Annotated in this window: 28 protein-coding genes and 1 tRNA gene; 15 read left to right on the forward strand and 14 right to left on the reverse strand. The window is 68.5% G+C overall.

The genetic code is table 11. The features are described 5' to 3' along the window. Positions 1-79 precede the first annotated feature (79 nt). The 3 genes from AACZ75_RS12365 to AACZ75_RS12375 are packed head-to-tail and all read right to left on the reverse strand — an operon-like array spanning position 80 to position 2,916. Positions 80-502 (reverse strand): Tat pathway signal protein, encoded by a 423-nt coding sequence (locus AACZ75_RS12365; RefSeq protein WP_339873195.1) that lies wholly within the window; start codon positions 500-502, stop codon positions 80-82. A gap of 44 nt (positions 503-546) precedes the next feature. After that, positions 547-1,542 (reverse strand): biotin synthase BioB, encoded by a 996-nt coding sequence (gene bioB, locus AACZ75_RS12370; RefSeq protein ID WP_339873197.1) that lies wholly within the window; start codon positions 1,540-1,542, stop codon positions 547-549. 42 nt (positions 1,543-1,584) lie between these two features. Further along, positions 1,585-2,916, reverse strand: a complete 1,332-nt coding sequence (locus AACZ75_RS12375; RefSeq protein WP_339873198.1) for an amidohydrolase family protein — start codon at positions 2,914-2,916, stop codon at positions 1,585-1,587. 162 nt (positions 2,917-3,078) lie between these two features. Here AACZ75_RS12375 and ahcY point away from each other — a divergent pair, with 162 nt between their 5' ends. Further along, on the forward strand, positions 3,079-4,470 hold the full coding sequence (gene ahcY / locus AACZ75_RS12380) for an adenosylhomocysteinase (RefSeq protein ID WP_339873200.1): 1,392 nt from the start codon (positions 3,079-3,081) through the stop codon (positions 4,468-4,470). 108 nt (positions 4,471-4,578) lie between these two features. Here the strand turns inward: ahcY and AACZ75_RS12385 are convergent, their stop codons facing one another. Then, positions 4,579-5,700, reverse strand: coding sequence for a hypothetical protein (locus tag AACZ75_RS12385; RefSeq protein ID WP_339873202.1), 1,122 nt, complete (start codon positions 5,698-5,700; stop codon positions 4,579-4,581). A gap of 140 nt (positions 5,701-5,840) precedes the next feature. Here AACZ75_RS12385 and AACZ75_RS12390 point away from each other — a divergent pair, with 140 nt between their 5' ends. Beyond that, positions 5,841-6,047 (forward strand): twin transmembrane helix small protein, encoded by a 207-nt coding sequence (locus AACZ75_RS12390; RefSeq protein WP_339873204.1) that lies wholly within the window; start codon positions 5,841-5,843, stop codon positions 6,045-6,047. Positions 6,048-6,067: 20 nt separating this feature from the next. Beyond that, entirely contained in the window at positions 6,068-6,640 is a 573-nt protein-coding gene (locus tag AACZ75_RS12395) for a cob(I)yrinic acid a,c-diamide adenosyltransferase (RefSeq protein ID WP_339873206.1), read from the forward strand. A gap of 4 nt (positions 6,641-6,644) precedes the next feature. Here the strand turns inward: AACZ75_RS12395 and AACZ75_RS12400 are convergent, their stop codons facing one another. Beyond that, positions 6,645-6,986 (reverse strand): hypothetical protein, encoded by a 342-nt coding sequence (locus tag AACZ75_RS12400; protein WP_339873208.1) that lies wholly within the window; start codon positions 6,984-6,986, stop codon positions 6,645-6,647. Between the two features lie 122 nt (positions 6,987-7,108). Here AACZ75_RS12400 and AACZ75_RS12405 point away from each other — a divergent pair, with 122 nt between their 5' ends. The 7 genes from AACZ75_RS12405 (at position 7,109) to arfB (ending at position 13,041) form a co-directional block, all read left to right on the forward strand. Further along, positions 7,109-7,873: an electron transfer flavoprotein subunit beta/FixA family protein gene (locus AACZ75_RS12405; RefSeq protein WP_339873209.1), complete on the forward strand. Its 765-nt coding sequence runs from the start codon at positions 7,109-7,111 to the stop codon at positions 7,871-7,873. Continuing rightward, positions 7,873-8,805 (forward strand): electron transfer flavoprotein subunit alpha/FixB family protein, encoded by a 933-nt coding sequence (locus tag AACZ75_RS12410; RefSeq protein WP_339873210.1) that lies wholly within the window; start codon positions 7,873-7,875, stop codon positions 8,803-8,805. The genes AACZ75_RS12405 and AACZ75_RS12410 overlap by 1 nt, the downstream gene beginning before the upstream one ends. 114 nt (positions 8,806-8,919) lie before the next feature. Beyond that, the gene (locus tag AACZ75_RS12415) at positions 8,920-9,198 is read left to right on the forward strand and encodes a DUF167 family protein (protein WP_339873212.1); all 279 of its coding nucleotides are present in this window, start codon (positions 8,920-8,922) and stop codon (positions 9,196-9,198) included. A 94-nt stretch (positions 9,199-9,292) separates the two neighbouring features. Then, entirely contained in the window at positions 9,293-10,789 is a 1,497-nt protein-coding gene (locus AACZ75_RS12420) for an amidohydrolase (protein ID WP_339873214.1), read from the forward strand. Beyond that, positions 10,789-12,147 (forward strand): amidohydrolase family protein, encoded by a 1,359-nt coding sequence (locus tag AACZ75_RS12425; protein WP_339873216.1) that lies wholly within the window; start codon positions 10,789-10,791, stop codon positions 12,145-12,147. Before AACZ75_RS12420 ends, AACZ75_RS12425 begins: the two co-directional genes overlap by 1 nt. Before the next feature lie 13 nt (positions 12,148-12,160). Beyond that, positions 12,161-12,637, forward strand: a complete 477-nt coding sequence (locus tag AACZ75_RS12430) for a YaiI/YqxD family protein (RefSeq protein ID WP_339873218.1) — start codon at positions 12,161-12,163, stop codon at positions 12,635-12,637. After that, the gene (arfB, locus tag AACZ75_RS12435; RefSeq protein WP_339873220.1) at positions 12,634-13,041 is read left to right on the forward strand and encodes an alternative ribosome rescue aminoacyl-tRNA hydrolase ArfB; all 408 of its coding nucleotides are present in this window, start codon (positions 12,634-12,636) and stop codon (positions 13,039-13,041) included. The genes AACZ75_RS12430 and arfB overlap by 4 nt, the downstream gene beginning before the upstream one ends. 9 nt (positions 13,042-13,050) lie before the next feature. Here the strand turns inward: arfB and AACZ75_RS12440 are convergent, their stop codons facing one another. Genes AACZ75_RS12440 through AACZ75_RS12450 form a run of 3 tightly spaced genes read right to left on the reverse strand, consistent with a single transcriptional unit; the run spans position 13,051 to position 15,885 of the window. Continuing rightward, the gene (locus AACZ75_RS12440; RefSeq protein WP_339873222.1) at positions 13,051-13,503 is read right to left on the reverse strand and encodes a hypothetical protein; all 453 of its coding nucleotides are present in this window, start codon (positions 13,501-13,503) and stop codon (positions 13,051-13,053) included. 22 nt (positions 13,504-13,525) lie between these two features. Continuing rightward, a complete protein-coding gene (gene ubiB / locus AACZ75_RS12445; protein WP_339873224.1) occupies positions 13,526-15,121 on the reverse strand; it encodes a 2-polyprenylphenol 6-hydroxylase in 1,596 nt (531 codons plus the stop codon). Continuing rightward, a complete protein-coding gene (locus AACZ75_RS12450; protein ID WP_339873226.1) occupies positions 15,109-15,885 on the reverse strand; it encodes a class I SAM-dependent methyltransferase in 777 nt (258 codons plus the stop codon). Before AACZ75_RS12450 ends, ubiB begins: the two co-directional genes overlap by 13 nt. Before the next feature lie 138 nt (positions 15,886-16,023). Here AACZ75_RS12450 and AACZ75_RS12455 point away from each other — a divergent pair, with 138 nt between their 5' ends. Together AACZ75_RS12455 and AACZ75_RS12460 are read left to right on the forward strand one after the other, a co-directional pair. Beyond that, positions 16,024-16,326 (forward strand): 4a-hydroxytetrahydrobiopterin dehydratase, encoded by a 303-nt coding sequence (locus AACZ75_RS12455; RefSeq protein ID WP_339873228.1) that lies wholly within the window; start codon positions 16,024-16,026, stop codon positions 16,324-16,326. Position 16,327: 1 nt separating this feature from the next. After that, positions 16,328-17,122, forward strand: coding sequence for an SDR family oxidoreductase (locus tag AACZ75_RS12460; protein ID WP_339873229.1), 795 nt, complete (start codon positions 16,328-16,330; stop codon positions 17,120-17,122). 91 nt (positions 17,123-17,213) lie between these two features. Here the strand turns inward: AACZ75_RS12460 and AACZ75_RS12465 are convergent, their stop codons facing one another. After that, complete coding sequence (locus AACZ75_RS12465) at positions 17,214-18,491, reverse strand: hypothetical protein (protein ID WP_339873231.1); 1,278 nt, start codon at positions 18,489-18,491, stop codon at positions 17,214-17,216. A gap of 140 nt (positions 18,492-18,631) precedes the next feature. Between AACZ75_RS12465 and AACZ75_RS12470 the strand changes: the two genes are divergently transcribed. Beyond that, positions 18,632-18,708: transfer RNA gene (locus tag AACZ75_RS12470), tRNA-Arg, on the forward strand. A gap of 37 nt (positions 18,709-18,745) precedes the next feature. Here AACZ75_RS12470 and AACZ75_RS12475 read toward each other — a convergent pair. After that, positions 18,746-19,873, reverse strand: a complete 1,128-nt coding sequence (locus tag AACZ75_RS12475) for a serine hydrolase domain-containing protein (RefSeq protein WP_339873233.1) — start codon at positions 19,871-19,873, stop codon at positions 18,746-18,748. A gap of 207 nt (positions 19,874-20,080) precedes the next feature. On the opposite strand from AACZ75_RS12475, the gene AACZ75_RS12480 reads away from it, so the two are divergent. Further along, positions 20,081-21,133, forward strand: coding sequence for an ATP-binding protein (locus AACZ75_RS12480; RefSeq protein ID WP_339873235.1), 1,053 nt, complete (start codon positions 20,081-20,083; stop codon positions 21,131-21,133). Further along, the gene (locus AACZ75_RS12485; RefSeq protein WP_339873237.1) at positions 21,130-21,762 is read left to right on the forward strand and encodes a response regulator; all 633 of its coding nucleotides are present in this window, start codon (positions 21,130-21,132) and stop codon (positions 21,760-21,762) included. Before AACZ75_RS12480 ends, AACZ75_RS12485 begins: the two co-directional genes overlap by 4 nt. A gap of 15 nt (positions 21,763-21,777) precedes the next feature. Here AACZ75_RS12485 and AACZ75_RS12490 read toward each other — a convergent pair whose 3' ends face one another. From AACZ75_RS12490 to AACZ75_RS12505, 4 genes are read right to left on the reverse strand one after another with little or no spacing between them, the layout of a single operon-like run. Beyond that, entirely contained in the window at positions 21,778-23,292 is a 1,515-nt protein-coding gene (locus AACZ75_RS12490; protein WP_339873239.1) for an acetyl-CoA hydrolase/transferase family protein, read from the reverse strand. 4 nt (positions 23,293-23,296) lie between these two features. Next, positions 23,297-23,881: an NAD(P)H-dependent oxidoreductase gene (locus AACZ75_RS12495; RefSeq protein WP_339873240.1), complete on the reverse strand. Its 585-nt coding sequence runs from the start codon at positions 23,879-23,881 to the stop codon at positions 23,297-23,299. Positions 23,882-23,898: 17 nt separating this feature from the next. Next, positions 23,899-24,267, reverse strand: a complete 369-nt coding sequence (locus AACZ75_RS12500; RefSeq protein ID WP_339873241.1) for a hypothetical protein — start codon at positions 24,265-24,267, stop codon at positions 23,899-23,901. Positions 24,268-24,287: 20 nt separating this feature from the next. Next, positions 24,288-25,121 carry a universal stress protein gene (locus AACZ75_RS12505; RefSeq protein WP_339873242.1) on the reverse strand — a complete coding sequence of 278 codons (834 nt, stop codon included), beginning with the start codon at positions 25,119-25,121 and terminating at the stop codon, positions 24,288-24,290.

Genomic DNA, 25,121 nt, shown 5'->3' on the forward strand with positions numbered 1-25,121 from the left:
CTATGAATCACGCATCAGACCGCGCGTGAATCCCCTGAATGTCGATTGGACCTAGGCCTGACGCGGACCATCCGTCGGGTCAGGCCACCATGACGGTGCCGATGAGCAGATGGGCTCCGGATCGGCCGAGTGTGGAGTCGGTGACGGCCTGAAGCCGTGTGACCAGGCGTTCGACGTCGGGCGGCGCACCGGGCAGCATGACGCTGGCGATCTGCTGGACCACCGTATTGTAGGCGGCGCGCAGCCGGGGCGCAGACTGTTCCGCCCGCGCGCGCAGTCCGGCGTCGGGAACGTCGACACCGGTCTCGACCGTCAGGACACCGCGCTGACCGTTCGATCGCAGGATGGTGGCGGTCACGATGGGAAAGCGAATGAAGCTCGACGTCGAGCCGCCACCGCCACCGCCACCGCCGGCACCGCCACCGGCGATGGCCGGGGCGGCTGCCGTTGAGGCAGCGGTTACGGTCAGGGCTGCGAGGCCGAGAAGTGCGCGACGATCCATCCCGCAAGGGTAGGGCCGGCCACTTAAGGTCCGGTTACGCTCGCTCAGGCCGTCGCCGTGACGCCACCCGCGTCCATGGCCCGCAGGTCCAGCACCGCGAACAGGGCCGCGTCCTCGTCCTGTTCCGGGTTCGGCGTGGTCAGAAGTTTGCCGCCGACGAAGATGGAATTGGCCCCGGCCAGGAAGCACAGGGCCTGCATTTCCACGCTCATGGTTTCGCGACCGGCCGACAGTCGCACCATGGCCCGGGGACAGACCAGGCGGGCGACGGCGACGGTGCGGACGAATTCGATCGGGTCGATCTGCCCCTCCTCCAGCATCCGCTCGCCCAGCGGCGTGCCGGTGACCGGCACCAGCGCATTGACCGGCAGGCTGTCGGGGTGTTCGGGCAGGGTGGCGAGGGCGTGCAGCAGGCTGGCCCGGTCGCGCCGGGCCTCGCCCATGCCGACGATGCCGCCGCAGCAGGTGCTCATGCCGGCGTCACGAACGTGACGCAGTGTGTCGAGTCGGTCCTGATAGGTCCGGGTGGTGACCACCTGGGCGTAGTATTCCGGCCCGGTGTCGAGGTTGTGATTGTAGTAGTCGAGCCCGGCGGCCTTCAGCTGGTGCGCCTGATCCGCGTTCAGCATGCCCAGGGTGGCGCAGGTCTCGAGACCCAGCGCCTTCACACCGGCGATCATGGTGGCGAGTTTCGGCGTGTCGCGATCCTTCAGTTCGCGCCAGGCCGCCCCCATGCAGAATCGACTGGCCCCACCCGCCTTGGCGGCCATGGCCTCGGCGATCACCGCGGTGGCGTCCATGAGCTTGTCGGCCTTGAGCCCGGTGTCGAAGCTGGCCGACTGGCTGCAGTAGCCGCAGTTCTCGGCGCAGCCGCCGGTCTTGATCGACAGCAGCTGGCTCTTCTGGACTTCCGATGGGTCGAAGGCGCGCCGGTGCACGGCGGCGGCTTCGAACACCAGCTCCATGAAGGGCTTGGCAAACAGGGCCTCGACCTCATCGAGGGTCCAGTCGTGGCGGGGAATCGAGAGGTCAGGAGTCATGGACGCCTGCTTAGCTCGGCCACCGCCGCCCGCCAAGCCGCCTCACCTGTCGTCGCGATAGACCCGGCCGTCACGCATCACGAAACCCATCGTTGTCAGCACGCCGACATGGGTCAGCGGGTCCCCGTCGACGGCGATGATGTCCGCCCGCTTGCCCGGCTCCAGCGTGCCGATCTCGTTCGATAATCCCAGCAATTCCGCCGCATTGACCGTCGCGGCATGGATAGCGGACATCGGCGTCATGCCGTTCTGGACCATCAGGGCAAACTCATCCGCGTTGCGGCCGTGCTTGGAGACGCCCGCGTCGGTGCCGAAGGCGATGCGGACTCCCGCAGGCACGGCCCGGCGCAAGGATTCGCCGGTGGTCGCGATGCGCCAGCGAATCTTGGGCAGGACCTCGGGCGGATAGGCGTTCGGGTCGGCGGCCAGCCGCTCGATATAGCCGTTCACCGTCGACAGGGTCGGGACATAGAAGGCCCCCGACTGGCGGAACAGACGCAGTGTCTCAGCGTCAAAAACAGTGCCGTGCTCGATGGAATCGGCACCCAGCCGGAGGGCCATGTTGATCCCGTCGGTGCCATGGGCGTGGACCGCGACCTTGAGGCCGTACAGATGGGCCGTCTCGATCAGGGCGCGCGCCTCGTCCTCGAACATCTGGGCCCCGATGCCCGCGCCGATGCGGCTGTTGACCCCGCCGGTGGTGGCGATCTTGATGACATCGACGCCGCGACCGACCTGGAGGCGCACGGCCTCGCGACAGCTTTCCGGGCCGTTGCAGACGTTGTCGTGCGGGACGGCCTCGCGGAAGTCGTCGTTGAAGCCCAGTCGGCCGTCCATGTGACCGGAGGTGGTCGAGATGCTGGTACCGGCGTCGATGATGCGCGGTCCCGGCAGCCGGTGTGCTGCGGTGGCGTCCGACAGGGCCAGGGTTACCCCGCCCCGGTCGCCGAGGTTCCGCACCGTGGTGAAGCCGGCCATCAGCGTCTTCTCGGCGTTGCCGGCCGCGCGATAGGCTTGCACCGGAAGCGTGTCTGTAATGCCTGACAAGAAGCTGGCCTGACCGCCGAGGTCCGAGACCAGATGCACATGGCTGTCGATCAGGCCCGGCAGGACGAATCTCCGGCGCTGGTCGATGACGGTCGCGCCGGGAAAGGCCGAGGCGTCGGTGAAGCCGTCGCGGATTTCGACGATCAGGCCCTCACGCACCACGACGGTCGAGGGGCCGCGCGGGGCCTGGCCCGGCCGGTCCAGCAGACGCCCGGCCTGGATCAGGGTGACCGGACCGGCCGCAGCCGGGGCTGCCGTCTGCGCCCTTGCCGGAGCGACGACGGCCACTGCCGCCGCCATCGCCATACCCGCCATCAGTCTGTGCATTGTCACCCTCCCGGACCGTTGGCCCATGTTGAGCGCACCTGTTGGCGTGACGCCAGTGCCCGGGCCGCCAAATCACATAAAGACATCCTTATGGGATTCTTGCCCCGGAGCCGGGAGCAGTCTATAGCCCGCCCGAACACCATTCCCCGGAAAGCCTGACTCATGACTGACTATATCGTCCGCGACATTTCCCTGGCTGGCTACGGCAACAAGGAAATCTCCATCGCCGAAACCGAAATGCCCGGGCTGATGGCCCTGCGTGACGAGTTCGGTGCCAGCAAGCCGCTCAAGGGTGCCCGCATCGCCGGCAGCCTGCACATGACGATCCAGACCGCGGTGCTGATCCAGACGCTGGAAGCCCTCGGGGCGGAAGTGCGCTGGGCCTCGTGCAACATCTATTCGACCCAGGACCACGCCGCGGCCGCGATCGCCGCCGCCGGCACGCCGGTGTTCGCCACCAAGGGCGAGACCCTGGTCGAGTACTGGGACTATGCCCACAAGATCTTCGAATGGGCCGACGGCGGCTATCCCAACCTGATCCTCGACGACGGCGGCGACGCCACCCTGCTGTGCGTGCTCGGTCCCAAGGCCGAGAAGGACATCTCGGTGCTCGATAATCCGGAGAACGAGGAGGAAGAAGCCCTCTATGCCGTGATGAAGCGCTACATCAAGGAGAAGCCGGGCTTCTATTCGGCCATCCGCGACGCCATCGGCGGCGTGTCGGAAGAGACCACCACCGGCGTCCACCGCCTCTACCAGATGGCCGAAAAGGGCGAGCTGCCCTTCCCCGCCATCAACGTCAACGACAGCGTCACCAAGTCCAAGTTCGACAATCTCTACGGCTGCCGTGAGAGCCTGGTCGACGCCATCCGTCGTGGCACCGACGTGATGCTGTCCGGCAAGGTCGCCGTGGTCTGCGGCTATGGCGATGTCGGCAAGGGTTCGGCCGCCTCGCTGCGCAACGGCGGGGCCCGGGTCATCGTCACCGAGATCGATCCGATCTGCGCCCTGCAGGCGGCGATGGAAGGCTATGACGTCCAGACCCTCGACGATGTCTGCGACAAGGCCGACATCTTCGTCACCGCCACCGGCAACAAGGATGTGATCACCGTCGATCACATGCGCCGGATGCGCAACAACGCCATCGTCTGCAACATCGGTCACTTCGACAGCGAAATTCAGGTCGCCGGCCTGAAGAATTTCAAATGGGACGAGATCAAGCCCCAGGTCGACCACATCGAATTCCCGGGCGGCAACAAGATCATCCTGCTGTCGCAGGGGCGTCTGGTGAACCTGGGCAATGCGACCGGCCACCCGTCGTTCGTGATGTCGGCCTCCTTCACCAACCAGACCCTGGCGCAGATCGAGCTGTGGACCAACAAGGCCAAGTACGAGAACCAGGTCTATGTTCTGCCCAAACATCTCGACGAGAAGGTCGCCATGCTGCACCTGGCCAAGCTGGGCGCGAAGCTGACGACCCTGTCCAAGGAACAGGCGGCCTATATCTCGGTCCCGACCGAAGGCCCGTTCAAGCCGGACCACTACCGCTACTAGAACCTGGCCCGCCCGGTCGGGGTGGGCGGCGATATGGCAGGGGCCGTCGGGAAACCGCCGGCCCTTTTCCATGCCGGGCTGTGTCTGACCGGCCGGTGCGGCAGGGAGTCAGGCGGCGACGTAGCCGCCGTCGATGTCCTCGCCATAGCCCACCAGGCTCGACTCGAAATCCATCAGGATGTCGATCAGTTCGCCGGCCCCGACCGGTGCCCGTCCCGGCGCGAACCGGTAGCGCCAGAAGCTGACGATGTGCTGGAGGGCCCCCAGTTGTTCGCCGAGCCGGCTGAACATGGACGGGGCCACGAGCAGGAAGTCCCGGAAGGCCCCTGAATGGCCCTCCTGGGACAGGCCGGCGAAGGCCTTGTCATAGACCTGGAGGGTGGTCCTGACGTCCTCGCGCGTGCGCAGGATACGGTGGCGCAGCAGCAGGCGGGTGCGTCGCAGATACTCCATCAGGCCCGGTTCGATACAACCGGGCGGCAGCAGGTTGGCGACCTCGTCCGATACGGCGTTTATCTCTGTCGCCAGGGTTGTCAGCACCCACTTGTAATAGAGAAACCCCTTCCAGCAGAAGATCCCCTCCTGGTAGTCGTCCGCGGCCAGGCGGAGGGTGACGCGCAGGGCCTCCATGTGCTCGCCGGGCTCCCCGGACAGGATCTTGCCGGCCAGGGTCTGGACAGACCCCGGCATGAATTCAATATCGCCGACGCTGAGGGCGACGAGGGGCTGGATCTCGTGTTCGACGAAGCTGGACATCTGTTCCAGATCGGACTCACTGATCGCGAAATAGCAGGGGGCCGGCTCGATGCCGTTGCGGTGCAACCGTTCCCGCAACAGGAAGGGATCCAGCGACGGCAGTTGATCGATGACGGTCAGGGTCTCGATGTCCGGGTGGTCCGGCGTCAGACCGAAACCTTCCTTCATGATGCGATCGAAACCGACCTGGTTGACGAAGGTGAATCGCCCGCCGGCCTTCAGCTCTTCCGCGTCGATCGGCAGGATGATCTTGGTGGCCACGTGCCGGCGACCGATGAAACAGTCCAGCTCGTCCCGGCGCAGCCGGTGCTTGAGGATCATCGCGCGGTTCAGGGTAATGGTCTCGAACAGGGGCTGCTCGGCCCAGGCGCGCGTATGGCCGTGATCGCTCGCCACCCGAAGCAGGTTGAGCAAACGCGCCGTCGAAGCCGATCGGCGCAGGTTGTCCAGGTTGCGGATCGTTCTGTCGGTCATGGCCGTCCTCACGGTCATTCATGCCCGAAAATAGTGACCAATCGCTTAGCCGGACGAAATTTTCGCAATGCAGGGTTGCGGCCACCGGCCGCTGGCGACACCGACTGGTTTCCCGCGGCACACCGGACTAGAACGGAGCGATGCAAAACGTCTTCACCGTTCTGATCCTGCTGGCCGTGGCGGCCGTTACGGTCACCCTGGGCTTCGGGATCTATTCGCTCTTCCGGGGCGGCGACTATGCCCGTTCCCATTCGAACAAATTGATGCGGCTGCGCATCGTGCTCCAGGCCGTCGCCATCATCCTGTTGCTGGCCGGCCTGTGGTGGAAAACGTCACACGGCGGCTGACGCCCCCGGGAGAAGCGCCAATGGTCGTTCTGAACAAGATCTACACTCGCACCGGTGACGACGGATCCACGCGGCTGGCCTCGGGCGAGCCCGTGTCCAAATCCTGCGCCCGGGTTTCAGCCTATGGGGCGGTCGACGAACTGAATGCCGTGATCGGGGTCGCCCGGCTGCATTCCGGCCAGAATGACCGGATCGACGCCATGCTCGGCCGGATCCAGAACGAACTGTTCGATCTCGGCGCGGACCTGTCCACGCCGCATGATCCGCCGCCGAAATGGGAGGCGCTGCGGATCATCGACAGCCAGGTCGAGCGGATCGAGGCCGAGATCGACTGGATGAACGACTGTCTGAAGCCGCTGGACAGTTTCATCCTCTCGGGTGGCGCGCCCCTGTCGGCGCACCTGCATCTGGCCCGCACCGTGTGCCGGCGCGCCGAACGCGAGACGGTGCGTCTGGTCGAATCCGGCGCGACGGTCACCCCGGCGGCGGTGCGCTACCTGAACCGCCTGTCGGACCATCTGTTCGTCGCGGCCCGGCGAGCCAATGCCAACGGCGGCGGTGACGTCCTGTGGAAGCCCGGCGCGACCCGCTGAACGCCTAGCGCCCCTGTGAGGCGGCGAGCCGGGCGCGCTGGACCTCGGCATCCGCGTCGCGCGCGCGTTTGCGGGCACTGATCTCATCCTCGATCCGCACCAGTTCACGGTTTTTTTCAGCGGAGGCCGCGGCCCGCTCGCCGGGGTTGGGCCGGCCGGTGATCTCGGCGATCGAGATCGGCTGGGCGCAGATGCGACCTTCGTCGGCCCACCACTGTCCGCGAGCCTCACAGCGTTCACCGGGCTCGGCCCAGAGCGACTGGTAGGCGAAGGCACCGGCCACCAGGACGCCGAACAGGCCCAGAAACAGGGCGCTCAACCGTTTCATCGTCAGCAGGCGTTTCATGGCGTTATCCGGCGTGTTTCGGGACCGGCCGCCCCAGCGACTTGACCCGACGTTACATTGACAGGCTCTTCTGGCCGTTCCATTCCGTGCCGCAACATTCCGGCGCTTGTATGGGTAGGCTCATGAAGGTTCTCGTCCCTGTCAAAAGGGTGATCGACTATAACGTCAAGGCTCGAGTGAAGTCGGACCAGACCGGCGTCGATCTCGCCAACGTCAAGATGAGCATGAACCCGTTCGACGAGATCGCCGTCGAGGAGGCCGTGCGTCTGCGCGACGGCAAGGAGCATCACGCCGCCGGTACCGCCACCGAGATCGTCGTGGTCTCGATCGGCGTGACCCAGGCCCAGGAGACCATCCGCACCGCCCTGGCCATGGGCGCCGATCGCGGCATCCTGATCCAGTCCGATGCGGACCTCGAGCCCCTGGCCGTTGCCAGGCTGCTGAAGGCGGTCGTCGACGAGGAGAAGCCGGACCTGGTCCTGCTGGGCAAGCAGTCGATCGACGGCGACAACAATGCTGTCGGCCAGATGCTGGCGGCCCTGCTGGACTGGCCCCAGGCCACCTTCGCCGGCAAGATTGTGATCGCTGACGGCAAGGCGACCGTGACCCGTGAGGTCGACGGCGGCCTGCAGACCCTGGCCGCCCCGCTGCCGGCCGTGGTGACGGTGGACCTGCGGCTGAACACGCCGCGCTATGCCTCCCTGCCCAACATCATGAAGGCCAAGAAGAAGGAGATCGCCATCAAGGCGGTCGCCGACTACGGCGTCGACACCGCCCCGCGCCTCAAGGTGCTGAAGGTTACCGAACCGGCCAAGCGGTCGGCCGGCATCATCGTGGCGGACGCCGCCGAACTGGTTTCCAAGCTCAAGACCGCGGGGGTCCTCTAATGGCTGTTCTCGTCATTGCCGACCGCGACGGAGACACCGTCCGCGACACCACCCACAAGACCGTGACCGCGGCCCTGGCCCTGTCCGGCGACGTCGACGTGCTTGTCCTCGGTGACGGCGCGAAGGCCGCGGCCGATGCGGCGGCGAAGATCAAGGGCGTGCGCAAGGTCCTGACGGCGGAAAGTCCCGCCCTGGGCCATCAGCTGGCCGAGGCGGTCGCCGCCACCGTGGTGCCCCTGGCCGCCGGCTACGACGCCGTCCTGTCGCCGGCCACCACCGACGGCAAGAATTTCATGCCGCGCATCGCCGCCGCGCTGGACGTCGCGCCCATCTCGGACATCGTCGAGGTCGTCTCGGCCGATACCTTTGTGCGTCCGATCTATGCCGGCAACGCGCTGGAGACGATCCAGTCCTCGGACGGCAAGAAGGTCATCACGGTGCGTCCGACCGCGTTCAACGCGGCGGAAGAGGGCGGTTCCGCCGCCGTCGAGGCCGTGAAGGTCGTCGATGCCGGTCGCAGCGCCAGTTTCGTCTCGGAAGAGATGGTCAAGTCCGACCGTCCCGAACTGGGGGCCGCCAAGATCGTCGTCTCGGGCGGACGGGCCCTGGGCTCGGCCGAGGAGTTTCACGCCGTCATGGATCCGCTGGCCGACAAGCTGGGCGCGGCCGTCGGGGCCTCGCGCGCCGCCGTCGACGCCGGCTATGCGCCGAACGACTATCAGGTCGGCCAGACCGGCAAGGTCGTGGCCCCCGGCCTGTACATCGCCATTGGTATCTCCGGCGCGATCCAGCATCTGGCCGGGATGAAGGACTCCAAGATCATCGTCGCCATCAACAAGGATCCCGACGCGCCGATCTTCCAGGTCGCCGACTTCGGCATCGTCGCCGACTACAAGGTGGCCATCCCCGAGCTGATGACGGCCCTGGGTTAGGCTCAACCCCGATGACGTGAAACGGGCGCGGCACCTTCGGGTCCCGCGCCTTTTTCATGGGCAGGCGGCGGATGCCGCGTTGAAATCCTGCGGCCGGTCTGGTCTTCCATCGCCATGGCCCATCTCGCTGTCCGACTGACCCCCGGTGCCGCCGCTGATCGCATCGACGGCTGGGATGTCGATGCCGAGGGCCGTCCCGTGCTCAAGGTCCGCGTGCGCGCCCGTCCGGTCGAGGGTGAGGCCAATGCCGCCCTGCTGACATTGCTTGCCCGGGCCCTCGGCGTGTCGAAGTCCGCGGTGTCGCTGCAGCGTGGCGGCCAGTCGCGACTCAAGATGATTCAGGTCGACGGCCTCGACGACGCGCGCATGCGGGCCAACCTTACGCGATTGTAATGAATCCCGCTTTGACGGCGGGGTGCCGAGGGGGTCCAATCCGTCCCGTACACATCGCCGGGGCGGCGATGGCTGGGTCTCTGGGGAGTATTTGATGACGGTCAATCGCCTGCGGGGCACCAGCCTCGCCGTCCTCGCCTGCGTTCTGGCGGGCGGGTTGTCGCTGGGGGCCTGCGCCACCACCGGACCCACGGATTCCAAGCCGAGCTCCAGCGCGTCCGGTGCCGGCAATGGCCGGACCCTGGCCCCCGGTCTTGATCCGGCCGCCAATGCCGATCCCTTCCCCTCCACCTATGCGCCGATGCCGCGCGAGAACATGGCCATCGTCGGTGGCACAGTCCTGACGGGGGCCGGCACGAAGTTCGACAACGGCGTGGTCATCGTCACCGACGGCCGCGTCACGGCGGTCGGCGACGCCTCGACTCCCGTGCCCCAGGGTTTCCGCGTCGTCGACGCCCGCGGTCGCTATGTGACCCCCGGGGTGATCGACACCCACAGCCACCTCGGCGTCTATCCCTCGCCCGGCGTGCAGGGCATGAGCGACGGCAATGAGGCGACCAGCCCCAACACCGCCCAGGTCTGGGCCGAACATTCGATCTGGCCGCAGGACCCCGGCTTCAACACGGCCCGGGCCGGCGGCGTGACCACGCTGCAGATCCTGCCCGGATCGGCCAATCTGTTCGGCGGTCGCGGTGTCACCGTCCGCAACGTACCGTCGATCACCATGCAGGGCATGAAGATGCCCGGTGCCCCCTACGGACTGAAGGTGGCCTGTGGCGAGAACCCGTCGCGGGTCTACGGCGGCCGCAACCAGTCGCCGGCCACCGGCATGGGCAATGTCGCGGGCTATCGCGCCGCCTTTATCGCCGCCCAGGAATACCGGTCCAAATGGGACAAATGGCGCGAGACCGGCGAGGGCTCGCCGCCCACGCGCAATCTCCAGCTCGACACCCTGGTCGGGGTTCTGGACGGCACCATCCTGATCCAGAACCACTGCTACCGGGCCGACGAGATGGCGGTGATGATCGATATCTCCAGGGAGTTCGGCTACAAGATCACCGCCTTCCACCACGCGATCGAAGCCTACAAGATCGCGCCGATGCTGGCCCGCGAAGGCATCTGCGCCGACATGTGGACCGGCTGGTGGGGCTTCAAGATGGAGGCCCTCGACGCGGTCGAGGCCAATGCCGCCCTGGTGGACGCGCCCGAGGGCTCCTGCGCCGTCATCCACTCCGATGACGCCGAACTGACCCAGCGCCTGAATCAGGAGGCCGCGGCCGCCCTGGCCGCCGGTCGCCGTCTCGGCATGACCATCTCCGAGGAGCGGGCGATCAGCTGGATCACCCTGAACCCGGCCCGCTCGCTGGGTATCGCCGACCAGACCGGATCGCTCGAGGCCGGCAAGCGCGCCGACGTCGTGATCTGGAGCGCCGATCCCTTCAGCATCTACGCCCGCGCCGACCAGGTCTTCATCGACGGGGCCCTGACCTTCGACCGCATGAACCCGGCCTACCAGCCGGTGTCCGACTTCGAACTGGGCCAGCCCGGCTCCGAACGCGAAGCCGTCAACGTCCGCGCAGGAGCCCGCTGATGCGTCTCACCAGCCTCATTCTCGGCGCGGCTGCGGCCCTCGCCCTGACCACGCCCACGCTGGCCCAGGAGCTGACCGCCATCACCGGCGGCCGCGTCCTGACCGGTACCTCGGTGATCGAGAACGGGACCGTCGTCCTGCGGGACGGCCGCGTCGTCTCGGTCGGCACCGGGGCCGCGCCGTCCGGGGCCCGGATCGTCGACGCCCGCGGCAAGGTCGTCACGCCCGGTTTCGTCGCCGTCGACAGCGGCCTGGGCGGGTCCGAAGTGTCCTCGGTCCGGTCCTCGAACGACCTGTCCAGCAGCGCCAACAGCGTCAGCGCCGCCTTCGATGTCTCCTACGGCCTCGATCCCTGGTCCTTCACCCTGCCGGTCGCCCGCCTCGGCGGCGTGACCCGCGCCATCGTCACCCCCAATCATGCGGGCGGTGGCGGCGGCGGGCACGCCCATGACGACAGCGACTTCGCCGGCGTCGGTTCGGCCGGGCTGCAGTCGCCCAGCCTGTTCGCCGGCCAGGCGGCCGTCATCCATCTGGCCGAAGGCACCGACATCCTGGTCAAGCCGCGCGTGGCCATGGTCGCCCCGTTCGGCGAGGCCGGAGCCGGCATCGCCGGCGGGGCCCGCGGGGCCCAATTCACCCAGTTCAAGGAAACCCTGGCCGAGGTCCGGTTGTTCGCCCGCAACCGGTCGGCCTACGACCGCGCCGGCCTGCGCGATCTCAGCCTGTCGCGGGCCGATCTCGAGGCCCTGATCCCGGTCGCCAACGGCTCCATGCCGCTGATCGTCACCGTGCATCGCGCCGCCGACATCCAGCAGGTTCTGCGTCTCGGCCGCGAAGAGGGGGTCAAGCTGATCCTCGACGGGGCCGAGGAGGGCTGGCTGGTCGCCGACCAGATCGCCGCCGCCGGCGTGCCGGTGCTGCTCAACCCGATCGCCAACCTGCCGGGCAGTTTCGAAATGCGCGCGGCCCGGATGGAAAATGCCGCGGCGCTTCAGGCCGCCGGCGTGGTCATCGCCATCAAGGGCAATGAGGGCTCGACCCACCGCGCCCGCGACATCCGCTACAATGCCGGCAACGCCGTCTCGCACGGCCTGTCCTACGCGGCCGCCATCGCCGCCATCACCGTCAACCCGGCCCGCATCTTCGGCATGGGCGGCCAGTTCGGCGAGCTGAAGGCCGGGGCCGCAGCCGATGTGGTGATCTGGTCCGGCGATCCGCTGGAACCCCTCAGCCAGGCCGACGCCGTCTATGTCGGCGGCGCGGCCCAGGCGATGACCAGCCGCCAGTTCCTGCTGCGCGACCGTTATCGCACCGGCGGGGTCCAGGCCAACGGGATGCCCCCGGCCTACGGACAGTGATACAGGGCGGGGCATGACCCCGCCCGCTCCACCCGTTCCCCGCCTGTTCATCGACGCCGACGCCTGCCCGGTGAAGGACGAGGTCTATCGCGTGGCCGAACGCTACGGCCTGCCGGTCTTCGTCGTCTCCAACGGCTGGATCAACACCCGCCGCGCGCCGTGGATCGAACAGGTGGTGGTCGACGCCGGGCCGGACATCGCCGACGACTGGATCGCCGAACGCGCCGTGACCGGCGACATCGTCATCACCTCGGACATCCCGCTGGCGGATCGTTGTCTGAAGGCCGGGGCCCAGGCGCTGAAGCCCAATGGCCAGTCCTTCACCCCCGACTCGATCGGCTCGGCCCTGGCCGGGCGGCTGGTCGGCGAGCATATGCGCTCCATGGGCCTGCCGACCTCGGGCCCGCCGCCGTTCGGCCCCAGGGACCGCTCGGCCTTCCTTCAGGCCCTGGACACGGCGGTGGTCCGGGCCCGGCGGAGCCTGTCGTGAGCCTCGTAATTCCCGAGGACGAGCTGGAGTTCCGCTTCTATCGCGCCGGTGGGCCGGGCGGCCAGAACGTCAACAAGGTCTCGACCTCGGTGCAGATGCGGTTCGACGCGCGCAATTCGCCGTCCCTGACCGAACCGGTGCGTGCCCGGCTGATGAAACTGGCCGGCAGCCGGCTGACCCTGGACGGCGTCATCCTGATCAATGCGGTGCGCTTCCGCTCGCAGGAGCGCAACCGCGCCGATGCCATCGCCCGCCTGCAGGCGTTGGTCGACGCGGCCGCCGTGGCTCCGGTCTATCGCGTGCCGACGCGGCCGACGCGGGCCTCGAAGGAACGGCGACTGGTGGGCAAGGCCAAGCGCTCGGGGATCAAATCGGCCCGGGGTCGGCCCGACACCTCGGACTGAAGGCGGGGCCTATTGAGCCGGGGCGGGCCGGAACAGCAGGGCCCCGATCTTGCCGTCGTCGTTGAAGCCGATCATCCATTGTGTGTCCGCATTGGCGAACAGCACGCTGAACAGGTCGGCCCCGTCGCGCTTGCCGACGAAGGTCACGGCCTGGATCGCACCGAAGCTCTGGATCAATGGCGTGACCTGGCCGGCCTGGGCGCTGATCGCGGTGATCAGGTCGTCAGACAGGTTGGAGGTGTCGATCTCGCCGGCGGCGGCCCCGGCGATGAAGTCACGCAGGGCGTCCTCGGAGCGCGCGTCGGCCATCGCCTCGGCGATCACCGGTGCCGCGGGCGCGGCGGGCGGGGTGGCGATCCGGTCGAAGCTGTTCGGCAGGGTGGCGGCCGCGGGCCCGGTCTGGGCCAGGGCGGCGGCGGGGCTGGCCAGCAAGGCCAGGCCGGCGAGCAGGGCGGTCTTCATGGACGAAACTCCGGAGTGAGGCTCAGAGCATGGCCTGCCAAAGCGACAGAACAAGGGCACCGGTGCCGGTGACCACGGCCAGGGTCACCCCGGCCACGATCCACGGTGAGGTCACGGGCTGAACCACCACCTGGGCCGGTTCGGGCGGCCTCTGCGCCCATTGGGACAGGGCTTTCAACGCAGCCACCACCTCGTCCACGGCCTCGCGGACCTGGGCCTGCGGCCCCAGTTCGCGGCGGATCCAGCGCTCGACCACCGGCTGGGCCGCGGCCCACAGGTCGTGGTCGGGGTTCAGTCGCCGGGCCACGCCCTCGACCGAGACCATCGTCTTCTGCAGCAGGATCAGCTCCGGCCGCAGGTGCATGTCGAACAGGGCGGTGATCTCGAACAGCTGGCCCAGCAGCCGGCCCATCGACACCTGGCTGGCCTGTTTGCCGATGACCGGCTCGCCGACCGCGCGCAGGGCCTGGGCGAAGGCCTCGACCGAATGGTGCGGCGGCACATAGCCGGCCTCGAAATGGACCCGGGCGATCCGGTCGTAGTCGCGGCTCAGGAAGCCCCACAGGATCTCGGCCAGATAACGCCGCTCGGATGGACCGAGGCGGCCGATGATGCCGAAATCGACAGCCACCACCTCGGCCGGGGCGCGGGCGAACAGATTGCCCTCGTGCAGGTCGGCGTGGAAGGTGCCGTGGTCCAGCGCCTGGCTCAGGAAGGCGCGCACGATGTTGTCGGCCAGGGCGTCGCGGTCCAGCCCCGGCTGATCGGCGGCGGCCGGATCGGTCATGGCCATGCCGACGGCCCACTCCAGCGTCAGCACCCGTTTGCCGACCCCCTCCCAGACCACGGCCGGGGCCGACATGTGGCCGCTGCCCCCGGCCAGGTCGGCGTCCATGATGTCTTTCAGCTCCGAGGCGGCGGCCGCCTCCAGCCGCATGTCCAGTTCCAGCTGCAGGGCGCGGGCGATGGTCTCGACGAAGGCGCGCGGCTCGAGCCGGCGCGACAGGGGCACGAACCGGTCGGCCAGCCGCGCCGCCAGTCGCATGGAGTCCAGCCCCTTGGCGACCCGCCGCTCGACGCCGGGGCGCAGCACCTTGACCGCGACCTTGCGCCCGTCGGCCAGCCATGCCGGATGGGCCTGGGCGAGGGAGGCGGCCCCGATCGGATCGCCGAAATCGGTGAACAGGCTGTCCAGCGGTCGCCCCAGGGAGCGCGCGACCTCGGCCCGGGCCTCGGCCGTCGGGAAGGGCTCCAGCCGGTCCTTGAGCCGCCCCAGGTCGGTGGCGAACTCGGCCCCGAAGATGTCGGCCCGGGTGGCCATGACCTGACCCAGTTTGATCGCCACCGGACCGAGGTGTTCAAACGCGTGGGCCAGACGCTGGCCGGGGCGGCCGACGCGGCCCTCACGGCGGGCGAACAGATGGAGGACCCAGGCGAGCGGCCGGGCCCAGCCCGGCAACTGACCGGTGATCTCGCGCGGGCTCAGCGCGTCGTAGCGGGCCAGCACGCCCAGCCAGCCGATCAGCCGCCAGCTCGCGCCCAGCGGGTCACGCACCGGCAGGGCGGCAGGCGGCGTCGGGGCCGTCCGGTAGCGGGCCGTGCCGGTCAGATCGCCCACCCGTGATGGATGGCCGCGATGCCGCCGGACAGGTTGGTCACCGTCACCCGGCTGAAGCCCGCGGCCTCGATCATGGCCTTGAAGGTCGTCTGGTCGGGGAAGCGACGGATGCTCTCGACCAGATACTGGTAGCTGTCGCGATCCCCGGCGATCCAGCCGCCGATGCGGGGAATGGCCTTGAACGACCAGGCGTCATAGACCGAGCGCACCGGGGCCGTGGTCGGGCGCGAGAACTCCAGGCACAGGAAGCGTCCGCCCGGCTTCAGCACCCGCCGGGCCTCGGCCAGGGCCTGGGGGATGTCGGCCACGTTGCGGATGCCGAAACTGATCGAATAGGCGTCGACCGAGGCGTCCGGCAGCGGCAGGGCCATGGCGTCGCCGACGGTCCACGACATCTCGGGCTCGCCGCCCTTGTCGACCCCGGCCAGGATCATTTCGGCATTGTAGTCCAGCACGATGACCGAGGCGTCCGCGCCGCCGCGCCGCTGCTGGGCCGCGCGCGCCATTTTCGCATAGCGCCGCGCCATGTCGCCGGTACCGCCGGCCACGTCGAGAATGGTCTCGCCCGGACGCGGGTTCAGCCTGGCCGCGGCCGCGTCCTTCCACAGCCGGTGGACGCCGACGCTCATCACGTCGTTCATCAGGTCGTAGCTGGAGGCGACGCTGTCGAACACACCGCGCACCATGCGCACCTTCTCGGTCGCGTCGACGTCGCGGAATCCGAAGGATGAGGTCTTGCCGGATGAAGGGGCGGGGTCGGTCATGAGCGCGGTTTAGCCGTTTGCGAGGGCGCCGTCACCGGGCCGCGTGGTCGCGGTCACGCCGGGACCGGGCCGGCCCGGCAAACGCTTGTGGCGACCGGTCGGGCGGGATACGGCAGGAGGGCAAAGAGGAGACGGCAAATGGCGCTTCAGGCCCTTGACCCTACGGAAGTTGTGACCGGCCTGTCGGGCTGGAGCGCGGCTGCGGGCGACCGCCCGGCCATCGAACGGGCCCTGAAGTTCGCCGACTTCAACACGGCCTTCGCCTTCATGACCGCCGTCGCCCTGCTGGCCGAGAAGATGGACCACCATCCGGAATGGTCCAATGTCTACAACCGGGTCGAGATCCTGCTGACCACCCATGACGCCGGCGGCGTCACCGACAACGACATCCGCATGGCCCGGTTCATCGACGCGACCGCCGCCCGCCTGGGAGGGCAATGAGATGAGCGTGACGGGGCGGGGCCGGGTCGCCGGCAAACGGGCGTTGATCACCGGCGCGGCCGGGGGGCTGGGCGCGGCCATGGGCTGGATGCTGGCGCGGGAGGGGGCCAAGGTCGCCCTGACTGACGTCAATCTGTCCGGGGTCGAGGCCCTGGCCGCGGCCATCAATGCCGAGGTGCCCGGTTCGGCCTTCGCCTTCGCCCATGACGTGACCCGCGAGGCCGACTGGATCGCCGTGGTCGAATCCGCCGTCGCCGCCATGGGCGGCCTGTCGATCCTGGTCAACAACGCCGGCATCGGTGGTGAACTGCTCTATGCCGAGAACGACACCCTGGAGAACTGGCATCGGGTCCAGGCGGTCAATGTCGACAGCGTCATGCTGGGCTGCAAGCATGCCATGGCCCATCTGCGCGCCTCGGGGGCGGCGTCGATCATCAATATCTCCTCGGTCGCCGGCCTCGCCGCCGCCCCGGGCATGGGGGCCTATAACGCCACCAAGGCGGCGGTGTGGATGTACACCAAGACCGTGGCCCTCGAGGGGGCCAAACAGAATTGGAACGTGCGCTGCAACTCGGTGCATCCGGTCTTCATCAAGACCCCGATCCTCGACCCCTTCATCGCCATGGCCGGCGGCGACGAGACCACGGCCCACCAGAAGCTGGCGCGCGGCATTCCGCTGAAGCGGATCGGCGAACCCGACGACGTGGCCTGGTGCGTCCTCTACCTGGCCTCCGACGAGAGCAAATTCGTCACCGGGGCCGAGTTCAAGATCGACGGCGGCATGCTGGCGCAGTGAAGGGTAGTGAGTAGGGCTTAGGGCTTGGGGACGAGCATCGATGGCGCGGGGATCGGCCGGCCCCAAGCCCCAAGCCCTACGCCCTAATTCCTCACTTCAAATCCACCGGCAGGATCTGGCTCGACAGCAGCGTCTCCATCGCGGCCCAGTGATCCGGGCCCTGGCGTTCGACCCAGGCCTGGACCGTGTCGCGGCCGAGTCCGTAGTTGATGATGTAGCTGCGGTAGGTCTCGATGAAGCGCAATCGCTGGGCCGCCTTGTCCGGGGTCGTCAGCGAATAGGTCGCCAGCCGGGTGATGGTTTCGTCGCGGGGCACGCGGCCGGACAGGAAGTCGTCGGCGATCGTGTATTCGGCCCGCGCCAGCCGCCGCATCAACGCGCCGAGCCGGGCCTTCCTTGCAAAGTCAGCATCCGTGATCCCGGCCAGCGGGGCGAGGACGGCGGCCTCGTACCGGGCGCTTTCATCGCCCGGAAAGGCCAGGTCGATGCCGTAGTTGGCGCTGCCCTCGGCGACGAAGGACATCGGCGAGAACAGCGGATAGACGCTCATCTCGACCCAGCCGCGGTCGCGCACGAAGGTCTGCTCCAGCAGGGCGTTGTAGACGTGATGGCCGGGGTAGCCCTCGTGGCAGCCCAGATCGACGGCCCGCTCGGTATGGATGGGAAAGTCGGCATTGATCTCGATGCGACTGGCGGCGTCGCCGAGATAGTAGTTGTACCCCGACCATGCCTTGTCGCCGACCAGGCTCAGGGTGAAGCGTTCATTGGCCGGCAGGGTGATGTGGCGCGCGGTACGGGTCCGGCATTCGGCGATGGCCGTGGCGATCACCGGCTCGAGCCGGTCCCCCGGGATGACGAAGGCCGCCTTGAAGGCGGTGACCCGGTCGGCCAGCGGGCCCGGGCCGGGCACCAGGGCGTCGATCTCGGCCAGCACCGGATCATAGGCCGTCAGGGGGCGCAGTTCCGGACGGATGCCGAACAGGGCCTCGGCCTCGTCGGCGAAGCTCATCGTCTCGCCCGACAGCATGCGCAGCCGCGCCGCCGCCGCCGCGACATGGGCCAGCAGATAGTGGCGGCGCTGCACCGTGGCCGCTTCGGCTCCGACGACGGAAACCGCCTTCAGCCGGGTCGTCAGGGTCGCGGCCCCGGCGGTGAGGGCCGGAAGGTCACGCGGGTTGGCCGTCGCCGCCGCCTGCCATTCCGGCGGGCCGTAATAGGCGTCGACATAGCCCGGCTCGTGTTCGCCGATCTCGAGGATCAGGGCCACATAGTCGGCGGCGATCCGGTCAAGGCCGTCAGACGGGATCGCCGCCGGGGTGGTGGCGCAGGCCCCCAGCAACATCAGGAACGACAGGGCCAGGACACGCATCGGCAGAACTCCGCAACAGGACGGGGCCACGCTACGGCCTGGCCGCCATCGCGCCAAGCCCGGCGGCTTCACACGCATGGGGGATTGAGGCCGCCCCCGTCCTGCGCTAAGCACCGCCCTCCGCCGCCGTGCGGCCGGATGCACCCGTAGCTCAGCTGGATAGAGTACTGCCCTCCGAAGGCAGGGGTCACAGGTTCGAATCCTGTCGGGTGCGCCATTTCTTTCCTGATTGTCGACCTTGACCGCGACGGGCCTCAGCGCGCCTGCATGTCGAGAAACGCCACGAATTTCCCATTCGGGTGCAGCAGGGCGACGACGTCCCGGATCACCTTCATGCCGTTGGCACCATTGGTGAAGACCACGATGCCCGTGCGCGTCTCCGGCACATAGAACCCCAGGGTTCGCTCGCCCCAGTCTGCGCCGCCGTGCTGGACGATGGTCTCGTCGGGATAGCGCGACACGACCCAGCCCAGACCGAACCCGAGGCCGTCGGGGCAGACGTCCGGTCCCAGGCGTTCGGGGCCACAGGCCTGACCGGTCTGGTCGTCGACCACGGTCCCGCGCCGCACGGCCAGTTCCGGTGTCAGGCCCTGCCGGTCCATCGCGCTGATCAGAAACCGGGCATAGTCGGCGGCCGTCGTGCGGACGTTGTCGGCGGCAGACCACACGCTGTCATCTTCGGGGGACCGCCAGCTGCCATCCGGTCCTCGGGCGCTGGCCGCACGGTCGGTGAGCGCGCCGCCGCCCGTAAACCGCGTATCGACCATCCCGGCCGGGCCAAACACCATCTCGTTCGCCAAACTCTCCCACTCCTGGCCGGTGCGGCGTTCGGCGAAGCGAGCCACATAGTCGTAGCCCTCTCCCGAATAGGATGTGCGCGTTCCGGGGTCGGCCTGGAACACCAGGCGGTCCTCGGTCTGATAGCGCCAGTTCGGGAAACCGGACTGATGACGCAGCGCCATCGCTGCGGTCAGCGAGAGTCGTCGCGGGTCATCGGCGATGTCCGGGTCCGTCCAGTAGGGGGCCATGGGTTCGTCGAGCGACAGACGCCCTGTGGCGGCCAGCCGAAGCACCGTTTCAGCGACGATCGGCTTGGTCATTGAGGCGATGTTGTACAGGGTGTCCGGGGCTGCGGGCTGACCCGGTGCCCGATCACCATAGACGGCGGTCCAGGCGAGTTGCCCGTCCACGATATAGGCCACCGCCACGCTGGGAACGTCATGACGGCGGAGCCATTCGGGTGCCTGCGCGTCCAGCTGGCGTTTGAGCGATTGAGACGCGGCAGGCTCAACGGGTGCCGGCTCTGGCTCCGCCGCCGTCGCGCAGCCCGCTGTCAGAATGGCCGCAAGCATGAGGCCGAAGATCGAAGCTGGACGCACCATTGGGGATCCTCCGTGTTCGGGGGTGAGGCGGGTCACGTGCCGTCTGGATGCAATGTTGCCGAAATTTAACCGTCGAAACCGAGGGCCTGGGCCGGGGCAGGTTGATCGTTTTTGAACCTTGTCTTGCGCCGACCGGCGGCGGGATGGCCGCGCGGGGCCCGCGCATTGCCCCTTGTACTGTGGGCCGGACTGCCGAAAACTCGCCGGATGACGATGTTCGCCAACCTGCCTGGCCGCGACCTGTGGAGTCGACGGGGGATCGGGCTCTGCCTGGCGCTCGCGGCGCTGGTTCTGGCCCTGTCCCTCCGCCTGGTGCCCGGAGCCGGCGACCGGGTCTGGCTGCTGCCGCTGGTCGGCCTGGCCCTGATCCCGGCTGCCCTGCCGGGGCGTGGCCGCGTGCTGGCCGGCATGGGACTGTCGATCCTGACCGCCCTGTTGATCCTGCCCGGCCTCGGCCCGGTCGAGGCAACGGTCGACGGCCTGCTTCTGGTCGCCGCCGCCCTGCTGTTGGGCGGGATCGCGGAGGCGGTGCGACGCGCGGCGACTGCCCGGCTCGCGGCCCGGCTGGACCGACGCTGGAACGCCAACGTCATCGGGGAAATGACCGTGATCCTCGCCCACGAACTGACCCAGCCCCTGACGGCGGCCACGGCCTACCTCCAGGCGGGTCAGACCGAGTTGAAGCGCTCCGGTGGTGCCGGCCCGGGCCCGACGCTGGAGCTGGCGCGGAGCCAGTTGCTGCGGACCGGGCAGGTGATCAGCGAGCTGCGCGGACGGCTGATCCCGCCGCCCGGCGCGTGTCGGCCGGAGCGGGTGTCGCATCTGATCGGGGCACTCGAACCGATCGTGGCGGCGATGGGGGCGGCGGCCGGCGTGACGGTGATCGTGCGGGTCGACGCGCGCGAGGACCGGGTCCTGGCCGACGGTATCCAGATTCAGCAGGCGATGCTAAACCTTGTTCGCAACGCCATCACATCGGTCGCCGGACAGAGCGAGCGTGTGGTGATCATCAGGGGGCGATCCATTTCCACCGAGCAGTATGAGGTCGCCGTTGAGGATTCGGGCCCCGGGATGACGCCGGAGGCATGGAACCTGTCCCAGCAGCCTTCGAAGACAGCGGCCCTGGACGGCCGCGGGCTCGGGCTGTCGGTAACCCGGACCATTCTCAGGAACCACGACAGCATCCTGTCGGTACGCCCATCCGGGGCAGGATTTCATTTCAGCCTGGCGCGTGTCGCCGAAACCGGAGCGTCGGCATGATGCCGTCTGTCTTTGTCATCGACGATGACGCCGCGGTCCGCGATGCCCTGATCGTTCTGTTTCGCGGCGAGGGCCTGAAGGCGCGGGGTTTCGAGAGCGGTGCCGACTTCTTTGATCGCCTGCCCGACGACGCCATGGCCTGCGTCGTCACCGACCTGCGCATGCCCGGGATCGACGGCAGTGAATTGATCCGCCGCGTCATGACCTTGCGCGGCGCGGCCTGGCCGGTCGTTGTTGTCACCGGCCATGCCGACGTCCCGGTCGCCGTGCGGCTGATGAAGGCCGGGGTGGTCGATTTCATCGAGAAGCCGGTCGATCCGGTCCAGCTGGTCGACTCCGTCAAGACCTGCCTGCGACGCCTGCTGGATGTCGATGCCGAACGGCAGTCCCGCGCCGCGACCGTGGAGCGGCTGGGGCGGCTGACCCGGCGCGAAAGCCAGGTGTTCGACGGCCTGATCCGCGGTCAGTCGAACAAGGAGATCGCCCAGGACCTGGAGATCAGTCCACGCACCGTCGAGGTGTTCCGGGCCAAGATCATGGTCAAGACCGAGGCCGACAGCCTGTCCGCCCTCGTGCGGATGGGTCTGCAGGTTGAGGCCGATGCGGGCGCGCGCGACGTTCAGGTCTGACGCCCGCCGCGAGGATCAGCCGCGCATCGATCCGCTGTCGATGAAGCGCTGGTGCCACGACAGGGCCTCGTTCAGCAACATCGGCGTCTGCTGGCCGTATGCGCCGTCCCGGGCCCGGCGGTAGTAGTCCTCCAGCTGCGGCCGGAAGTCCGGATGGGCGCAGTTTTCGATGATCACCGCCGCCCGCTGTTTCGGCGACAGACCGCGCAGATCCGCCAGCCCCTGTTCGGTGACGATCACCTGGACGTCCTGGTTGATGTGATCGACGTGCGAGGCGTGCGGCACGATGGTCGAGATGCGCCCGCCCTTGGCCGTCGAGGCGGCCATGAAGATCGACAGATAGGCGTTGCGGGCGAAGTCGCCGGAGCCGCCGATGCCGTTCTGGATGCGCGAGCCCATGATGTGGGTCGAGTTCACATTGCCGTAGATATCGGCCTCGATCATGCCGTTCATGGCGATACAGCCCAGTCGCCGGATCAGCTCGGGGTGGTTGCTGATCTCCTGCGGCCGCAGGATGATCCGGTCGTGGAACAGGTCCATGCGCGTGTTCAGGTCTTCGGCCGCCGCCGGACTGAGCGAGAAGGCGGTGGCCGAGGCCACCCGTAGCCGGCCGCCGGCGATCAGGGCCAGCATCCCGTCCTGGATCACCTCCGTGAAGGCGGTCAGGTTCTCGAACGGGGCGTCCAGCAGTCCGGCCAGCACGGCATTGGCCGTATTGCCCACTCCGGACTGCAGCGGCAGCAGCCCGGGCGGCAGTCGTCCCCTGGCCACCTCATGAACGAGGAATTCGATCAGGTGTGCGGCCATGGCCAGGTCGTCGGCCTGGGGGGCCGGGAAGGCGGCGTTGCGATCGGGCGCGTCGGTTTCGACAATGGCCACGATCTTCGACGGATCGCAGCGGAACGCCGTCTCGCCGATGCGGTCATCGGGCCGGATCAGCGGGATCGGCCGCCGGTGCGGCGGCAGGGCGGTGCCGTAGTAGATGTCGTGCATGCCCTGCAGGGCCGGGTTCTGCCAGCGGTTGACCTCGAGGATCACCTGACCGGCCTGGTCCAGCCAGGTCTTGTTGTTGCCGACCGAGGTCGACGGCATCAGGGCTCCGTCGGCGCGGATGCCGGCGACCTCGATCACCGCCGTGTCCAGCGGCCCCAGAAATCCCTGCCAGGCGACCGGGGCCACCTGGCTCAGATGCATGTCGAAATACTCCATTGCGCCGCGGTTGATGTGCTCACGGGCGACGGGGTCGGAATTATAGGGCAGGCGGAATTCCATGCCGTCGGCCCGGGCCAGGGCTCCGTCCAGTTCGGGTCCGGTCGAGGCCCCGGTCCAGACGCGCAGTCTGAACGGTCGACCGGCCGCGTGTTCGGCCTCGATCCGTGCGGCCAGGGCCAGGGGCACGGCCTTGGGATAGCCCGCCCCGGTAAAGCCGCTCATGCCGACGGTGGTGCCGGGCGCGATCAGGGCCGCCGCCGCCCCGGCGGACATGACCCTGGCCTGGAGGGCGGTGCTGCCCGTGCGGCGACCCGTCATCCGGTCATCTGCCCCGCGCGCCGAGCCGGTGTATTCGGTCCAGCCAGTCGCGCCGCCCGTCCGGGCCGATGCCCTCGATATTGCCGATCAGCGTCTCCCGGGTCGGGCCGATGCCGACGAAGGCGAGGATGTTGCGCTTCAGGCTCTTCAGCGAATGCGACAGGTAGACGGTGCGATAGACGAAGGCCGGCATGCCCATGGTGACGATGATCCGCGCCGTTCGCCCCTTCAGCAGCCCGCCCTGCAACGTCGGCTCCCCCACGGGGAAGGCGAAACCGGGCCGGAACACCTGTTCCAGCAAGGCCTTCAGCAGGGCCGGCTCCGCGCCCAGCCACAGCGGATGAACGATCACCAGGTGCCGCGCCCACTGCAGGTCGGCCTGGACCGCCGCCACGGTCGGTGGCGGCGCGTCCTGTTCCCAGTCGTGGCGGCTGCGCAGAACCGGAAACGCCAGGTCGGCCAGACGGATCAGCCGGACCTCGTGTCCACCCTGCCCGGCTCCGGCCGCATAGGCACCGGCGACCGCATGACCGAAGCGGGCCACATCCGGGTCGGGGTGACCGTCGATGAGGGCGATGCGCAGGGACACGGTAGCCTCCGGGGCGATCAGACCGGCCGCAACCGTTTGACGGCGTAGGTGTGCTGGGTCCCGCGGGCGGTCAGCAGCGAGACATATTCCCCCAGCACGAACTTCTCCTCACCCAGGCGGAAGCCGGTGACGTCCTCGGCGTCGCCCGGATCAAGGTCGAGGATCCAGCGTCCGTCGTCTGCGTGGCGCAGGCGGCCGGTCGCCACCGTGGCGTCATCGACAAACCGGCGCACGTGGCTGCGCTCGGGCGCGGCCTTCAGTGCCGCCGGATCCAGCCGGCCCTCGGCGTCCAGCGGGGCGACCAGGTCATAGCCGGTGCTGGCGCTGCCGCGGGGATGGTCGGGTTCGCGGGCGAGTTCGAGACGGATGTGCTGGAAGGTGGACATGGGCGGTTCCTTTTCGGGCGTCAGTGACTGAGCAGAAGGCAGACGGGACTATCGTCGAGCAGCGTCCGGGTCACCCCGCCCATCGCCCACTCCCGCAACCGGGCGTGGCCATAGCCGCCGGCGACAATCAGGCCCGCCGACGTTTCCGCGGCGAAACCCAGGATGGCGTCGCCGTGACTCTGCCCGCCCCGCGGCCGCACCGCGCAGTCGGCGGCGACGCCGTGCCGCTTCAGCCAGGCGACCACATCGTCAAGCCGGGTCCGGACCTCGTCCGTGGGCTCGTCGTCGCAGACCTCCAGTATGTGGACGGTGCCGGTCTGGCGCAGCATCGGCACCGCCGCGGCCACGGCGCGCCGGGCCTCGCGACTGTCCGACCAGGCGATCACCGCCGGCCAGCCCACCGGCGTGCGCGGGGCCGCCGGCGGCACCACCAGAACCGGCCGGCCGGCCGCCATCAGCACGTCTGCCGGGTCGGGGCCGTAGAACGGCGCGCGGTCATCGCGTCGCCCCAGGATCAGCAGGTCGGCGGCCCGCGCCTGCTCGATCACCAATTCCGCGGGGAAGCCGATGCGACCGCGCCATTCGCTTCCGGCGATCCGGTCATCGCTGAGCTCGCGAAACCGGGCCTCGGCGCGGGTTACATTGCCCTCGGCCAGATCACGATACAGGGTCAGGGCCTCGCCCATCATGGCGCCGCCCAGATAGGGATCACCGACCGGCGGCGGCACCGGCGCGCTGCCCGAGACACCGATCAGATGCGCCTCGAAGACCCTGGCGAGGTCGCAGGCCAGGGTGATGCGCGTGTCGCTGTCCAGGCCTTCGTCGGCATAGACCATCAGGCTCTTGTAGCTCAT

Source organism: uncultured Brevundimonas sp. (genome assembly GCF_963975535.1).
Classification (GTDB): Bacteria; Pseudomonadota; Alphaproteobacteria; order Caulobacterales; family Caulobacteraceae; genus Brevundimonas.